The organism is Anaerobacillus alkalilacustris, from assembly GCF_001866005.1.
Lineage (GTDB): Bacteria > Bacillota > Bacilli > Bacillales > Anaerobacillaceae > Anaerobacillus > Anaerobacillus alkalilacustris.
Genome location: NZ_MLQR01000004.1, coordinates 49887 through 66430, shown reverse-complemented (window position 1 = coordinate 66430; position 16544 = coordinate 49887). Strand labels below are relative to the sequence as shown.

At 35.2% G+C, this 16544-nt stretch carries 14 protein-coding genes, 1 riboswitch and 1 other annotated feature; all 14 genes read right to left on the bottom strand.

The window, feature by feature from the left end; genetic code table 11:
* Position 1: 1 nt before the first annotated feature.
* Positions 2-1273, bottom strand: coding sequence for a homoserine dehydrogenase (locus BKP37_RS04990; RefSeq protein WP_071308584.1), 1272 nt, complete (start codon positions 1271-1273; stop codon positions 2-4).
* Positions 1274-1729: 456 nt separating this feature from the next.
* Positions 1730-1876, bottom strand: a riboswitch (SAM riboswitch).
* Positions 1877-2041: 165 nt separating this feature from the next.
* A complete protein-coding gene (gene aspS / locus BKP37_RS04985; RefSeq protein WP_071308583.1) occupies positions 2042-3829 on the bottom strand; it encodes an aspartate--tRNA ligase in 1788 nt (595 codons plus the stop codon).
* 16 nt (positions 3830-3845) lie between these two features.
* The gene (gene hisS / locus BKP37_RS04980) at positions 3846-5117 is read right to left on the bottom strand and encodes a histidine--tRNA ligase (RefSeq protein WP_071308582.1); all 1272 of its coding nucleotides are present in this window, start codon (positions 5115-5117) and stop codon (positions 3846-3848) included.
* A gap of 90 nt (positions 5118-5207) precedes the next feature.
* Positions 5208-5435, bottom strand: a binding site (T-box leader).
* A gap of 73 nt (positions 5436-5508) precedes the next feature.
* Positions 5509-5685, bottom strand: coding sequence for an RNA polymerase subunit sigma-70 (locus tag BKP37_RS04975; protein WP_071308581.1), 177 nt, complete (start codon positions 5683-5685; stop codon positions 5509-5511).
* A gap of 336 nt (positions 5686-6021) precedes the next feature.
* Entirely contained in the window at positions 6022-6462 is a 441-nt protein-coding gene (gene dtd, locus BKP37_RS04965) for a D-aminoacyl-tRNA deacylase (protein WP_071308579.1), read from the bottom strand.
* Between the two features lie 13 nt (positions 6463-6475).
* Positions 6476-8653: a RelA/SpoT family protein gene (locus tag BKP37_RS04960; protein ID WP_245712447.1), complete on the bottom strand. Its 2178-nt coding sequence runs from the start codon at positions 8651-8653 to the stop codon at positions 6476-6478.
* Between the two features lie 181 nt (positions 8654-8834).
* The gene (locus BKP37_RS04955) at positions 8835-9350 is read right to left on the bottom strand and encodes an adenine phosphoribosyltransferase (RefSeq protein WP_071308577.1); all 516 of its coding nucleotides are present in this window, start codon (positions 9348-9350) and stop codon (positions 8835-8837) included.
* 35 nt (positions 9351-9385) lie between these two features.
* Complete coding sequence (gene recJ, locus BKP37_RS04950; protein WP_071308576.1) at positions 9386-11734, bottom strand: single-stranded-DNA-specific exonuclease RecJ; 2349 nt, start codon at positions 11732-11734, stop codon at positions 9386-9388.
* A gap of 74 nt (positions 11735-11808) precedes the next feature.
* A complete protein-coding gene (locus BKP37_RS04945; RefSeq protein WP_071308575.1) occupies positions 11809-12132 on the bottom strand; it encodes a LapA family protein in 324 nt (107 codons plus the stop codon).
* Between the two features lie 59 nt (positions 12133-12191).
* On the bottom strand, positions 12192-13100 hold the full coding sequence (locus BKP37_RS04940) for a cation diffusion facilitator family transporter (RefSeq protein WP_071308574.1): 909 nt from the start codon (positions 13098-13100) through the stop codon (positions 12192-12194).
* 123 nt (positions 13101-13223) lie between these two features.
* Positions 13224-14147, bottom strand: a complete 924-nt coding sequence (gene secF / locus BKP37_RS19905; protein ID WP_169823080.1) for a protein translocase subunit SecF — start codon at positions 14145-14147, stop codon at positions 13224-13226.
* Positions 14137-15432 (bottom strand): protein translocase subunit SecD, encoded by a 1296-nt coding sequence (gene secD / locus BKP37_RS19900; protein WP_169823079.1) that lies wholly within the window; start codon positions 15430-15432, stop codon positions 14137-14139. The genes secF and secD overlap by 11 nt, the downstream gene beginning before the upstream one ends.
* A gap of 231 nt (positions 15433-15663) precedes the next feature.
* Positions 15664-15954 (bottom strand): post-transcriptional regulator, encoded by a 291-nt coding sequence (locus BKP37_RS04930; protein ID WP_071308573.1) that lies wholly within the window; start codon positions 15952-15954, stop codon positions 15664-15666.
* A gap of 82 nt (positions 15955-16036) precedes the next feature.
* Entirely contained in the window at positions 16037-16522 is a 486-nt protein-coding gene (locus tag BKP37_RS04925) for a COG2426 family protein (RefSeq protein WP_071308572.1), read from the bottom strand.
* Between the last annotated feature and the right edge of the window lie 22 nt (positions 16523-16544).

Here is a 16544-nt window from a genome sequence, read left to right as displayed (position 1 = left end):
CTCAATTATATGCTTTTATTTTATTTTGACCACCTGTAGTTAGTCCATCTCCATGATCATTGTTATCATTTGAGCCTCGCTGTATAGGGAAAATATCAACTTGATCAATTTCATCAAATATAGACAAACATTTTTCACGTGCTTTTATTATCATAGCTATTTTTTCAGTATCATTAATCTGTAAAACTTCTTCCACGTCATAAGTACTGTCTATTATCTTTTGATAGATTTCATTTTCTTTGCTTTTCTCATAAAAGATTACAAATTGTTGACTATCTGGAAGATATGCCTTTACACGTTTCTTTCTATTAGTTTGATTGTTCTTTTTTAATAACTGATGGAGATAGTCTTCAATCATACTAGTAGCCGTTGGTCTTTTACCTGCTCCAGGACCAACAGTGACGAAATCTCCTAACCAAGCCGCTTTAATATGAACTCCATTATTTTCATTTTCAATTGCTGATAATGGATGGTTTTTGTCAATGAAACACGGTGAGATTGTACCATGAACTTCCCTACCATCATAATAAGCTTCTGCTATATACTTTAATTTTAAACCAAGAGCCTCTCCAGCTTTAAAATGCCAACTTTTGAGATGAGACATTCCTTTTCTTTGAAACTGTTCTTCACTAACCCAAGATCCAAAACAGAGTTTACAGAGTATTTGAAGTTTGTATAACGCATCAAATCCCTCAATATCAGCAGTAGGATCAGCCTCAGCAAATCCTAATTGTTGTGCTTCCTTTAAGACACTTTCAAACGACCGTTTTCCATTTGCAAGCTTTGTAATGATATAATTTGTAGTTCCATTTAAAATTCCAGATACCTTTTCTACCGCGCTCCATTGTAACTGACTATTGAGTGTGTTGACAATTGGTATTCCTCCTGCAACAGTTGCCTCATAACCGATAAATGAATTATATTTACTTGCTAAATTTTCAAGTAGAGGTCCGTGTTTAGCGACTAGCTCTTTATTCGCTGTAATTACAGGTATTTTTTTCATTAAAAGTAATGTAATGTAATCTAGCGCTGGTTGTTCTCCACCCATAGCCTCAAAAACAATATCAAACTCATTGCTAAAAAAATCTTCTGGTCTATCTGTCATAAGTTCAAAGTTTGCTACATCTACGTATCTACATTTATTTCTAATTAATATTTTAGTAATACATAACTCCTCACCAATTACAGACTCTAAATAATCCAAAGTTTCTGTAATACCCTCATACACACCTGAATTTACAGTCCCAAACCCTAAAAAACCAATTTTAATCAATGTAAACAGCTCCCTTACCCTATAATTAACAAAAAGTGTTTCTTAATTCACGTAATCTTCAAAAAAATCTCATTATATTAAGCCTAAATCCCGAATACCTTACTACCCACATAAAAATCGATGAAAAGCGCAAGGCGCCCGCCTATCGGTGACAAACACTGGAAGGTCGGCAAGTAGCGGTCTGCTCTTTGACCGCAATCTATGTACTTCTGCGTCTTCTAGTATAGCTTCGTAGCAAGCTTCCTCGAAGCAGTGTTTTGTGCGACGAGTAACCGCAGGAGCAAAGCTGCATGAGGCTAATCGAAGAAGGATCTCAAGCAGTAATTGAAGTCCGTTGCTTAACTAAAGTGAGCGGGCTCGTAGGCTGCTTGCGCTAGACAGTTTCTAAGTTAGAAATTTATAAATTCTGATACTACAAAAAAACCTTTCCAGACAAGGAAAGGTTTTTTATATCCTCACTTATCTGCCAGAGCATTTGCTCTGCTGAAATTAGCACCTTGTTTAGATAGCCTTTTGTTTTTATTTAGCCTTAAATAGCAAAACAAAAGTATAACAGGTTGCCGGGCTTCATCGGGTCAGTCCCTCCGCCTCTCTTGATAAGTATATTTAATTGTTAGTTGTTCATTTTTTAAAATAGTAAAACTATTTAGAATTCGTAAGTAAACAAACTATAACATGAGAGCAAAAAAATGTAAACACTATTAACATTTTTTGTCTCAAGCTCTATTAGAAATTTATAAATTATTTTTAAAATTAATAGGGCTATCGTTAAGCTTTTACTTTCTCTTCTTTTCTAGGTAGAACAGATAAATTTAATTCTTTTAATTGTGCACCACTAACTTCACCAGGTGCATTTGTTAATAAACAACTTGCACTTGCTGTTTTCGGGAAGGCAATTGTATCACGTAAATTTGTACGGCCCGCTAAAATCATAACCAAACGATCTAACCCTAGAGCAATACCACCATGTGGAGGTGTTCCGTATTCAAACGCATCCATTAGGAACCCAAATTGATTTCTTGCTTCTTCTTCAGAAAATCCTAGCGCTCTAAACATATTTTCTTGAAGCTCTCTCTCAAAGATACGTTGTGAGCCACCACCTAATTCATATCCATTTAACACTAAATCATAAGCTTCAGCGCGTACTTTTTCTGGAGCAGTTGTTAATAACTCTACGTCCTCTTTTACAGGCCTTGTAAACGGATGGTGTTCAGCAACATAACGCTTCTCATCTTCATCATAAGATAGCAGTGGGAACTCTGTCACCCATAAGAAATTAAATTTGTTCTTGTCAATTAGTCCTAGGTCTTTTCCGAATTTCAAACGAAGAGCTCCTAAGCTATCAAAAACAACTTTCTTTTTATCTGCTCCGAAAAATAGTAAGTCACCAACTTCAGCATTAAATGCCCTACTCATTGCTTCAATTTCTTCTTCTGTGAAAAATTTTGCAATAGGACCTTTTAAACCGTCTTCTTCAACTTTTAACCAAGCGAGACCTTTTGCACCGTAGATAGCAACAAATTTTGCTAAATCATCAATTTCCTTACGGGATAACTTCGTTGCTCCACCTTTTACATTTAACCCTTTTACAATACCACCATTTTCGATAGCATTTGTAAATACTTTTAAACCACAATTTTTAACAATATCCGATAATTCTACAAGTTCCAAACCAAAACGAGTATCTGGCTTGTCTGACCCATAACGGTTCATTGCGTCTTCGTAAGTTAAACGTTGGAATGGAGAAGATATGTCGATTCCTTTAAATTCTTTCATCACTTTAATCATCATTTCTTCCATCATGGAAATCAAGTCTTCTTTATCCATAAACGAAGTCTCAATATCTACTTGTGTAAATTCAGGCTGACGGTCTGCACGTAAATCTTCATCACGGAAACAGCGTACAATTTGATAATAGCGCTCAAAACCTGAAACCATTAACAACTGTTTAAAAATTTGCGGTGACTGTGGTAATGCATAGAATTCTCCATGATGTACACGACTAGGTACTAAATAGTCACGTGCGCCTTCTGGAGTACTTTTTGTTAGCATCGGTGTTTCAATTTCTAAAAATGCCTTCTCATCTAAATAGTCACGAATTAATTTTGTAGTATTATGTCTTAATTTAAATGTTTCTTGCATTTCAGGACGACGTAAATCTAAGTAACGGTATTTAAGACGAATGTCTTCAGATACATTTGTCTCATCCTCAATTTGAAATGGTAACGTCTTCGCTCTATTTAAAACTTCAATTTTTTCTACAAGAACTTCAACTGTACCTGTACTCATTTTCGGGTTAATTGTAGCTTCCTCACGAGCGATTACTGTACCTTCCACATCCAAAACATATTCTGTACGTACTTTATCTGCAATCGCTAAAGCTTCTGCAGAAACTTCAGGTTGAAATACAATTTGTACAATACCTGAACGATCTCTTAAATCAATAAAAATCACTTGTCCTAAATCACGACGAGTTTGTACCCATCCTTTTAAACGAACTTTCTCACCAATCGTTTTTTCTAATACCTCTCCACAATTATGCGTTCTTCCAATCACAAGTATTGCCTCCTTATTATTTCAGCTTTTCGCCTAAAAAGTTAATTAATTTATCTACAGGAATTTCTTGTTGATCCCCTGTTTCCATTTCCTTAATAACAATTGTATTCTTCTCTATTTCACTTTCACCAATGATTACAACATACTTTGCTTTAAAGCGGTCAGCTGCTTTCATTTGCGCCTTCATTTTCTTATTAAGAAAATCTTGGTCACATGAAAATCCAGCTTGTCGAATTTTAAAGCTAATGTTAGAAGCAACAAGTTTGGCCTCATCGCCCATTGCAATAACATAGCAATCAAGGTGTTTGTTTAATGGTAACGATACTTGCTGAACTTCTAAGGCCATGAGAAGACGCTCAATACTTAAAGCAAATCCAATACCTGGCGTCTCTGGTCCACCAATTTCTTGTACTAGACCATTATACCGTCCGCCACCACATAACGTAGTAATTGACCCGAAGCCTTCTCCATCTACCATAATTTCAAATGCTGTATTGTTATAGTAATCAAGTCCCCTTACTAAATTAGGGTCTATTACAAATTCTATTTTCATATCACTTAGGACTTTTTGCACAATTGCAAAATATATTTTTGAATCTTCATTTAAATAATCTAATATTGCAGGTGCGTTCCCCATTAACTCATGATCACGATCTTTTTTACAATCCAAAATACGAAGTGGATTCTTTTCTAATCTTGCCTGACAATCGCTACAAAACTCATGGATTCTTGGTTGAAAATGATTAATTAATGCAAGTCGATGGGCATTTCTACTTTCAGCGTCACCTAAGCTGTTAATAACTAATTTAAGATTTTTTAAACCTAGCTCTCTGTAAAATTCCATCGCTAATGCAATAACTTCAGCATCAATGGTTGGGTCTGCACTTCCTAATGCCTCAACACCAAATTGAACAAATTGTCGCATTCTTCCTGATTGTGGTCGCTCATAACGAAACATCGGTCCAATATAAAATAACTTTGTTGGCTGACTAGGTTCACCAAAAAGCTTATTTTCTACAAAAGATCGAACAGTTGAAGCTGTCCCCTCCGGACGAAGTGTAATGCTCCTTCCACCACGATCTTCAAAGGTATACATTTCCTTTTGTACAATATCTGTCGTGTCACCGACACCTCGCATAAATAATTCTGTCTGTTCAAAAATCGGTGTGCGAATTTCTCTATAATTATAACGACGACAAATATCTCGAGCTTTACTTTCGACAATTTGCCAAAGTTCTACTTTCCCGGGCAATATGTCTTGGGTTCCTCGTGGTATTTTGAAATTCATTTATGTTCCTCCTTAAATCTAAATATGTCTATAAAAACTTTGACTAATATTATGTACATACAAAAAAACTCTCGTCCCTGATATATACATACCAGGGACGAGAGTTAAATCCCGTGGTGCCACCCTAATTGGACTTTTATATATTAATAAAGGTCCCACTTTAAACAGTTAACGCCTGTTGACGTTTTCCCCTACCAAGATTCAAGGAAAAACCTAAGGAGTGTTCATTCATTAAGCACATGGAGAAATGTTTACAGCCACGACATTTCCTCTCTTACCATGAAAACCTTAATTACTTTGCTCCCTCAATGGTTGTAGATTATTTACCAATCATTGTACTCTATCATACGTAGGAACCGAACTGTTGTCAATACTATAAACGACAATTTTTTTAATTCCTAGACAACTTCCTTTTAAGTTCTTTAACATTCCTCAGTGAAATTCCATACTCTTCTGCTAATTCATAATTAGTAAATTGTTGCTCTTTCTGAATAAAGTCGTGAAAGTCAACTCCAATAAGTTGATGGTGCCCATTTCCTACACTTTCTTGTTTACTTCCTGCTCTCATAATCGACTTCCTTTCAAACTCTTTTCCCTTTATCTTGTCCACTTTTCCAAATAAAAAACCTAACTTTATAAAGGACTGCTAAAAACTCTTTGTTTTTTTGCAGATAAAAAGAATTGAGCACAAGAAAAAAGCGCAAGGCGCCCGCCATCGGCGACAAACACTGGAAGACCTGCACGTAGCGGTCGGGTTTTTGACCGAAAGAGAAGGTCTGAAGTGATCGAGTTCGTAGGCTACTTGCGCTAGACAGTTTCCAAGTTAGAAATTTATAAATTCTGATACACAAAAAACGTATGTGATTTTCGTATTGAAAACCCATACGTTTTAGCTCTTCGTATCCTACTTACTTTCTACAATTAACGTGACAGGTCCATGATTCAAAAGTTGAACATCCATCATCTCACCGAATATACCAGTTTCAACTGTCACTCCTTTTTCGCGAAGCTTTTCGTTAAAAAGATCATAAAGATGCTTGGCGTAATCTGGTTTAGCTGCACTCATAAAATTTGGACGTCTACCTTTGCGACAATCACCATACAAAGTAAATTGCGATACTGATAAAATTTGTCCTTTGACATCTAGTATTGATAAATTCATTTTTTCATCTTTGTCTTCAAACACTCTTAAATGAACAATTTTATCTGCTAGAAAAGCAACATCATCTTCTGTATCTTCATGAGTTATTCCGACTAATAGCATGAAACCATAATCAATCTTACCAACCACTTCTTCATTTACCGTCACACTAGCTTCTTTCGTTCTTTGTACAACTACTCTCACAACCTAAACTCCTTTAGTGCATAATTCTTCTAACCGAATAAATATCTCTAATTCGCTTTATTCGATCAACTACTTTTTGTAAATGATCAACATTGTGAATAGAAATCGTCATTAAAATAGTAGCCATTTTATTTTTATCTGATTTTCCTGATACAGCATTCATATTGGTCCGTGTTTCTGTCACGGCTTGTAAGACCTCATTTAGTAATCCACGACGATCGTATCCCGAGATTTCTATATCAACATTATAATTTTTCGTTTCTTGGTTATTACCTTCCCATTCTACAGGGAGAAGTCGTGTTTTTGCATCATCTGTCTGAACGTTAGTACAATCGGCACGATGAATAGATACTCCGCGCCCCTTTGTAATAAAACCGATAATATCATCTCCAGGTACAGGGTTACAGCACTTAGATAACCTAATTAATAAGTTATCAATTCCTTTTACCCGTACACCTATACTCGTTTTTTTCGTAGGCGTATATTTTTTAATATCAGAAACCTTTTCGGTTAGTGCATGCTCTTCTAATTCTTGTCCACGTTTCTTTCGTATTTTTTCTGTTAATCTTGTAGCAATTTGTGATGCAGTAATACCCCCATAGCCGACAGCTGCATACATATCTTCTTCACCTTGAAAGTTAAACTTATTTGCAACGACTTCAATATTATCTGTAGTAAGAACTTCTTTAGGCTCGATAGAATGCTTCTTGATTTCTTTTTCAACAAGATCTCTACCTTTTGCTACATTCTCATCTCTTCGTTCTTTCTTAAACCATTGTCTAATTTTATTTTTTGCATGAGAACTTTGACTAATCTTAATCCAATCTTGACTTGGACCGTATGAATGTTTTGAAGTTAAAACTTCAACAATATCACCTGTATTTAAACGATGATCTAATGTAACCATCTTCCCATTAACTTTAGCACCTATACATCGATTACCAATCTCAGTGTGAATTCGATATGCAAAATCTAATGGGACTGATCCTGCCGGAAGTTCAATCACATCACCTTTTGGTGTAAACACAAACACTGTATCAGAAAATAAGTCAATCTTTAAAGATTCCATAAATTCCTGGGCGTCATGAGCGTCATTTTGCCATTCTAATATTTCTCTAAACCAAGACATTTTCTTTTCTAATGTTTGAGCATTATTGACTGTCTTTCCTTCTTTATATGCCCAATGAGCAGCAACCCCAAATTCAGCTATTTTGTGCATTTCTTCTGACCGAATTTGCACCTCCATAGGGTCGCCTTTAGGACCAATAACCGTTGTGTGTAACGATTGATACATATTTGCTTTAGGCATAGCAATATAATCTTTAAAACGTCCAGGCATCGGTTTCCAACATGTATGAATAACTCCTAAAACTGCATAACAATCTTTAATATTTTCAACAATTATTCTAACGGCTAATAAATCATATATTTCATTAAATTGCTTATTTTGCAATGCCATCTTTCGATAAATACTATAAATATGCTTAGCTCGACCGTGAATGTCTGCGTTTACACCGACTTCTTTTAATCGCTCTCTGATTTTTCCGATTACATCATCAATATATTCTTCTCGCTCAGCTCGTTTTTTCTTCATTAAGTTTACGATACGATAGTATTGCTGTGGATTCAGATAACGTAGTGCAGTATCTTCTAGCTCCCACTTAATTGTTGAAATACCCAAACGATGAGCTAATGGAGCAAAAATTTCTAATGTTTCATTTGCTATTCTCCGTTGTTTTTCCGCCGGTAAATGTTTTAAAGTCCTCATGTTGTGGAGTCTATCAGCTAGTTTAATTAAAATAACGCGAAGGTCCTTTGCCATTGCCACAAACATCTTCCGATGGTTTTCAGCTTGTTGTTCTTCGTGTGATTTATATCTAATCTTTCCTAACTTTGTGACTCCGTCTACCAACATTGCTACTTGATCATTAAATTCACTTTTTAACTGTTCTAAGCTCACATCAGTATCCTCAACTACATCATGCAAAAAAGCAGCTGCGATTGTGTCAGGGTCCATTTCCAAATCAATTAATATTTCTGCAACTTGAATAGGATGAAGAATATACGGTTCACCTGATTTACGATACTGTTCGCCATGTGCTTTTAATGCAAACTCATATGCTTTTTCTAAAAATTGCACATCTTTTGTAGGTAGATATGAACTTGCTTTTTCTATTACTTGTTCGATCAATGGAATCACCATCACCTTACAGCCATTAATTTATTTCTTTCTATTATCTTTATATTTTGTCTTGATGTAAAGGTTTTTAATGTAGATAATACAATTTATTTAAAAAAACCTGAATTATCGCTAATTTTCACCATCTAAAACAAAGAGCGCCCATCTCGGAGCACTCTCTTTGTCATAAACCTTAGGAATACTGTGTCAATGAGAAAATCTCATACTTGCCTAGTTTTTGACGACCATCTAAGTAATTTAATTCAATCATAAATGCAATTCCAGCAACGATACCCCCAAGTTCTTCTACCATCTTAATAGTAGCTTCAATCGTACCTCCTGTTGCTAGTAAATCATCTGCAATTAAAACTCGTTGGCCAGGTTTAATTGCATCTTTATGCATGGTTAAAGTATCTTTTCCATATTCTAATCCGTATTCAACTTTAATAACTTCTCTTGGAAGTTTACCTGCTTTACGAACTGGAGCAAAACCAACTCCTAATGAATAGGCGATTGGGCATCCTACTACAAATCCTCTTGCTTCTGGTCCTACAACAAGGTCAATATTTTTGTCTTTAGCAAACTGTGCCATTTCATCAATAGCTTTTTTGTAAACTTCTCCGTTATCCATTAATGTAGTAATATCCTTAAATCGAATACCTTCCTTTGGATAATCGGGGACAATTGTTATAAACTCTTTAAAATCCATCTTACACGTTCCTCCTAAGGTTAGTAGAAGCAAGATTACCTGACCGGTTGAAAAGATATAAGCTGTTCAAACCATTGCTTTAATTCATTATAGGATGAATAATAAAGCTCATTTTCTAGTCTTGCTTGCTCTTGTTTTCTTTTGTATGTTCTTGACTGATTTAAGTCTTTTTTCTCGATTTTTGTCGAAAGTGAAATAATTCCATTGTTTATTGTAACAAATTCTAGATCAAAAAACACCTGTACCATAAAATCTATCGTATCTTTTGACCATCCTTTATGTTTAGCTAGCTGAAACCCGTGTTTTTGTAAATCAAATGTTTGTTGTTTTGTTAAAAAAGCATAAAACCACTTGAAATGCTCTCTTGTAGGTAAAGTTGAGAAAAAATGGTTTTCATTGTGGTGAAATACTGTATATATTCTTTCTGGTTTCTTACTATTTGCAATCACATCTTCGATTTGCTTTTTTTCAATTGGTAGATCTAAAAAGAACACATATCGCCCAAATAGATCAACATCCGTACAAGCAGTTCCATAAGGAATGTATACGAGGTTGTTGCTTTGTTCAATATCTACACTCGCTAACGAAATTTCATCAAAGTAAATATAAACAACTTTTTCCTTTGGTAATTGGGCTGCTAATTTTCTAATGTTTTTGTTTCCCCTTAAATCAAATAGTTGCCATTCATTAACTGCTACATCCTCTAACATCAATTGAGGTTTGGAATTTCCGTTCCACTCATTTACTTGCAGCGTACCAACTACAGACACTTTAGACGACATTGATATTTCATCATGCAAATAGCCAAAGTGAAAACCTATACAATCTAAAGTATGTCCATCATGATCTAATAACATTTTCAAATGATTTTCTTCGCTTCCGATACGCCTCATTTGTGATAAATGAACATTATCAATTAAAACTTTAGGAGTTGGATTACTTACACCAAATGGAGCAAGTAAACCTATCTCTTCAATTACCGGAAGTGATATTTGGTTTATAGAAACTTCCAACTCAACCTTTGTAATTGGAATAAAGTCTTCATCTGTTAAAACTTCTATAGCTTGATAATTTAGCCTACTTCTCAATTCATCTAAGTTTTCTAAATTCATAGTTAAGCCGGCAGCCATTGGGTGTCCACCAAAATGAGGTAAAATATCACGACTTTCGGACAAATTTTTAAACATGTCAAAGCCTTCTATACTTCTAGCAGAACCTTTAGCTAAACCTTTTTCTTTATCAATACTCAAAACAATTGTAGGGCGATAATATCGTTCAACTAATCTAGATGCTACAATACCAATAACACCAGCATTCCAACCTTCTTTTGCCACAACCAGTACTTTGTTATCTTCAATTGAAGCATATAAATTTTCAACGATAGTAATAGCTTCTTCTGTTATTTCATTAACAATACTCTGTCTTTCTTTATTAAGCCCGTCTATTTCAGTTGCTAAACGGTCTGCATCAGACATTTCCTCACAGATTAGTAGTTCTAGAGCAGGGATAGCCGAATCTAGTCTTCCAGCAGCATTAATTCTCGGACCAATCCCAAAGCCCACATGATCAGAACTTAATTCAATATCCTCGATACCGGTAATCCTTTTTAGTGCTCGTAACCCTGGGCGTTTTGTTTTTTCTAATGCTTTAATACCCTTTTTGGCAATAAGACGATTTTCATCTACTAACGGTACTAAATCTGCAATTGTACCAATAACAGCAATATCTAACAAATGCTCGGGTACATCGTCTAGTAGAGCTTGAGCTAATTTAAATGCAACTCCTACTCCAGCTAGCCCTTTAAATGGATAAAAGCAATCCTCTTGTTTTGGATTGACAATTGTATAAGCATCCGGAAGAACTGGTGGTGGTTCATGGTGATCTGTAATAACAAAATCTAACCCGATTTCTTTTGCTACACTCGCTTCATGAACAGCTGATATACCTGTATCTACAGTTACAACTAATGAGAATCCGGCCTCTTTTGCTTTCCTTAACGCAGGCTCATTTGGTCCATATCCTTCTGTAAATCGATTAGGAATATAAAAATCAACGTTAGCTCCTAATTGTTTCAGTGCATGTATCATGACGGCTGTACTACTAACTCCATCAGCATCGTAATCTCCGAATATTAAAATTTTCTCTCCCTGATGAATAGCAGTTTGAATTCGTTCAACTGCTTGTCTCATTCCTTTCATTAAAAAAGGGTCATGAAACTGTGTTTTTTCTATATATAAAAAATTATTAGCCGCTTCTACAGTAGTAATTCCTCTATTAATTAATAAATTTGCTACAAGTGGTGAAACCTTTAACTCAGCCACGAATTGTTGTGCCAAGGACTGGTCTTTTCCTTCTAATCTCCATCTTTTTTTTGATTTTAACATATTCGTACCACACCCCTAACCTATTAAGTATACAAGAGGTTAGAGGGTGTGGCAATTGAGAATATATAAATTGATTATTGACTTTTTTCTGGCTTAATAGGAATTTCTTTCTTATTTATTGGTTTCTGTTTCTTAACTTCCTCGACTTTTTTTCGTAAAGCTTCATTTTCAACCTGAATTTTTCTTAGCTGATTTTTCAGTTTATAGACACCATATAAGCCTACACCACCAACTAAAATCCCCCCCATTAATACCGAGCTTATAATTACAATAACAAGCGGCCACTGAGCTGTACCTAACACATAGTTAACGGTAACAGGAGTCATGTTAATAACTGAAAAAATAGCAATTAGTAATGCTACAATAAAACCAACAATTAATCCCCATTGCCCTTTCATTATAAGCACCTCTTCTCCATTTATAGTTTCAAACTATTCTGCGCTATTTACCGAATTTATCATTTTTCAACTTCATTGGAATATGGATTTATATGAACTCGAACATCTTGGACATGGTCTAACTTTACTAATTCTTGCTTTACTCTTTTGCCAATGGTATGGCCTTCTTCAACTGTAATATTAGGGTTAACTGCAATTTTAATATCAACGATAACATAATGACCGTGTTCTCTTGCTAAAAACTCATCAACACTTAATACACCTTCCACATCACTTGCAGTCTTACGCATTTCTACAGTATCCTCCTCATGAAGTACATGGTCCATTGAATTATGAATAGACTGTTTCCCTAAACTCCAAGCCATTTTTACAATAAGAATTGAAACCAAAAATCCTGCTAACGGGTCAGCATATACTAGCCAAGGTATTCCGATATATCCACCAACAATGGACGCCCCAATACCTAATAAGGCAGCAAAAGAAGAAAACACATCAGAACGATGATGCCAAGCATCTGTCACTAGTGCTTCACTACGGTACTTTTTCCCTAAACGATATTTATAACGAAACATCAATTCTTTAACAATTATTGAAAAGATAACAGCGTAAATTGCAATAATTCCAGGAACTTGAATGGGTTCGTTAAAAGATTGAATTGCTGAGAGAGCAATCTCGACACCAACAATAAAGAGTATTACTGCAACTATGATAGCTGCTATGGATTCTGCTTTGCCATGACCGTACGGATGATCTTTATCTGGTGGGAGTTTCGCTGCCCTAACACCAATTAACACTGCTACAGAACCAACTACATCAGAGGCTGAATGGACTGCATCAGCCACAAGTGCACGACTTCCCGCAAGCCAACCTACAACTCCTTTAATAATAGCTAAAACAATATTTCCAATGATACCCACCCAAGCTGCAAACTGAACTTGTTTAAAACGTACATCTCTTTCCTCAACCATATAATCACCTAATTTTTAATTATTAATTTAATAACCTTTCTACCTCATTATTAAACCTATTTATTAACAGCTAATGAGGAAAAATAAACCGTGGTTGTTTAACCACGGTTTATGCTAATACTATTATGCTTCATTCTCCGCTGTTTTAAAGCGCTTTTTTTGTAAACTTTTACTTTTCCAAACAAGCCAAAGCTGCGCTGCAATAAATAGCGAAGAATATGTTCCAGCAACTAAACCTACTAATAAAGCAAAAGCAAACGTACGTATTGCTTCTCCACCAAATAAGAGTAAGGCTGTTGCCGCAAACACAACTGTCAAAACAGTGTTAATCGACCGTGCTAATGTTTGTACTAAACTCTTATTTACGACACGTGCTAAATCATCAAAACCTTTTACTTTTTTCTCATAGCTTAAGTTTTCCCTAATCCGATCGAACGTAACAATCGTATCGTTTATTGAATACCCAACAATGGTTAAAACCGCAGCAATGAAAGGTAAATTTACTTCCATTTGCACAATTGAGAAAACAGTAATAATGAAAAAAGCATCATGTAATAATGCAACAATCGCTGCTACACCGTATAACAACTCAAAACGAATCGAAACATAAATGATGATCCCGATTGAAGCAAAAATAACAGAAAAGAATGCGTTTCTAGCCAATTCTCTACCGATAGTTGGTGTAACTGTACTAATATTAGGATCTGCACCAAGGGTTTCATTAAAATGCCTTTGTACAGCTACTATTTCTTCTTGAGATAAGACACCTATAAATGTAGCATAAGCCATTTCATTTCGGTCTCCGGCTAACAAAATATTATCAGGAACTAAATCAATATCAGCAAACTTCTCAGTTACAAGATCAGCTGTTAAAGACTTATTAGCTAGTAACTCTATCTTTGTACCACTTTCAAAATCAATTCCAAGGTTTAACCCTATAGTTGAAAGAAGAATTATCCCTGTCAGTATAAGTAGAGAGGAAAAAATGAAGAACTTTTTACGATGCTTTACAAAATCTATTTTTGTTTCATTCTGATTAAAGTTCACTAATTTCACTCTCCTTTACACCAAAAAGTCGTGGTTTATTATTTAAGATTCTACTGTTTACCCATAAACCTAGAAGCAGACGAGAACCATATACAGCCGTTATAAAGCTAGTCAAAATACTAACTATTAACATTACTGCAAAACCTTGTACAGCCATCGTTCCAAAATAAAATAGTACAGACGCGGCTAATATCGTAGTAATATTTGCATCTAATATTGTAGATAATGAGCGACGGCTACCGGCTTTAAACGCAGAAAGTGTTGTTTTCCCTGACCTTAACTCGTCCTTTATTCTTTCATAGGTAATAATGTTTGCATCAACCGCCATTCCAACCCCTAATATTAACGCTGCAATCCCTGGTAATGTCAAAACAGCATTCATCCAATTAAAGATAAGCAATACTAAGTAAACATAAAATGAAAGGGTTAACACTGCAATTACTCCCATAAAACGATAGTAAAAGATCATGTACAGAAAAATTAACGCAACACCGATAAAGCCCGCGTAGATCGTTCTTTCCATTGCTTTTTCACCAAGAGCCGCACCCACAGAGTTAGAGTAAACCTCCTCTAATTGAACAGGTAATGACCCAGCATTAAGGACATCTGCTAAAAATTGAGCTTCTTCTAAAGTAAAAGTACCCTCAATAACTACGTTCGTCGTATTTAACACACTTCTAACGGTTGGAGCAGAGATGAACTTTCTTTCATGTTCTGGCTTTATCATTTCTTCCATAAATGAATCGCCTTCTTGAAAATCAAGCCATATAACTAGTTGGCTACCTAAAACAGCTGGGTCACTTGTAACTTCACCAAATTTAGCTGCATCTTTTAGAGTAACCGCTACCCAAGGCTGATTAGCTTGACTAAAAGTTACACTAGCTCCACCTTCTTTTAGGTCTGCTCCATCTAACATCAAATTATCATTTACATCACGAAAAGATAGTTGCGCTTCAGTTGACAACAACTCTCGCGCTGTTTGCTGATCTTCTACTCCAGCGAGCTGAACTCGAATTCGATTCTCACCCTCTAATGCAACATTTGGTTCTGAAACACCAATTACGTTAATCCGTTGATTTAGAGCTGTCACGGTACTCTTTAAGACATCATCATCTATTACGTCACCTTCATGAGCAGGATGAACTTCATATAAAACTTCAAATCCACCTTGAAGGTCTAATCCTAACTTAATTTCTCTAGCAATGCCCATTACGCTAGTCGCAACAAGCCCAAAAAGTAATGCTACTATGAGAAAAAAAGCTGCAATATGACCTTTTTTTACCATTATTAAGAATGCCTCCTTGTTATCCTTCTCTATGTATTATAAAGCTAAACAATAATTAATCTTTTTTCTACTACACCCACTAATTGGTAGTTTAGCTTATCCGACCTTTAGATTGAAATAAACCTCAAAAATTTTTTCCGAAATTGCTTGTCCAATTACTTCCAATAGTACAATTATAGCGATGTCAAGTTTGCTATGTCAATTTCATGACCAATACTCTATACTCTATTATTATTTATCTCCAAATGTAAATTCAGTTTCTCCATCAAACCAATTTGGACCTTTGTAGGCGCCTACAGTAAGAAAAGTCATATAGTCTGTTATTTTAAGAGTTAGAATTATACGTACTAAATGATGAATTCGGACATATTCTTTTTCTTTTTTTAATTTCGCCAACACACATTCCCATACATCTTCTTGTGTTGCCCTGTCGTAACCCAACATATGAAATTCTTCAACTTTACTTGTTAGTACTGGCATTATATCCTTCTTCCAAATCTCAAATTGTTGACTATCTCCCATTTATAACTCCTCCTCTTCGTTTTCAGACACAACCATTCTTTCTAAGCTGGTAAATACAATGGATTTAAACCTTACACTTAAATTAAAAGACTGAATAAACAAACAAGCTAACAACAATTCCTGCAATAACAACGCCAGACGAAATTGCAATAAAGGCTGCACGGAAAGGAATGAAGAAAAGTATTGCCGCTAAACAAGCACTCCATGCACCCGTCGTTGGCAAAGGTACAGCAGTAAACAATATCAAACCAAGCGCACCAAATTTTTCAACGTTTTCACTTTTTTTCATCGTCCTATTATATAACCAATCAAAAAAACGTTTGTACAATGGAAAACGCATTAAGAAAGTACTTAATGGTCGAAATAAAATTAAGATTGGTATAACTGGTAATAGGTTACCTAAAATACCATAAAATAACGCTTCGCCAAAAGATAATCCCGCTAGAAAAGCTAAAGGGATTCCCCCTCTTAATTCTAAGATCGGCATAGCTGAAATAATGACAACAATTAATTCTGTAGGTAAAAAACTTAAATTCTCTACTAAAAAATTTTGAAAACTCTCTTTCACGTAATTACTCTCCTTTATGTAA

Bases quoted from the DNA above. Each gene is read 5' to 3' on its own strand.
- hisS (WP_071308582.1), bottom strand. From the start codon at position 5,117: ATGAATTTCAAAATACCACGAGGAACCCAAGACATATTGCCCGGGAAA.
- BKP37_RS04975 (WP_071308581.1), bottom strand. From the start codon at position 5,685: ATGAGAGCAGGAAGTAAACAAGAAAGTGTAGGAAATGGGCACCATCAA.
- BKP37_RS04955 (WP_071308577.1), bottom strand. From the start codon at position 9,350: ATGGATTTTAAAGAGTTTATAACAATTGTCCCCGATTATCCAAAGGAA.
- recJ (WP_071308576.1), bottom strand. From the start codon at position 11,734: ATGTTAAAATCAAAAAAAAGATGGAGATTAGAAGGAAAAGACCAGTCC.
- BKP37_RS04945 (WP_071308575.1), bottom strand. From the start codon at position 12,132: ATGAAAGGGCAATGGGGATTAATTGTTGGTTTTATTGTAGCATTACTA.
- BKP37_RS04940 (WP_071308574.1), bottom strand. From the start codon at position 13,100: ATGGTTGAGGAAAGAGATGTACGTTTTAAACAAGTTCAGTTTGCAGCT.
- secD (WP_169823079.1), bottom strand. From the start codon at position 15,432: ATGGTAAAAAAAGGTCATATTGCAGCTTTTTTTCTCATAGTAGCATTA.
- BKP37_RS04930 (WP_071308573.1), bottom strand. From the start codon at position 15,954: ATGGGAGATAGTCAACAATTTGAGATTTGGAAGAAGGATATAATGCCA.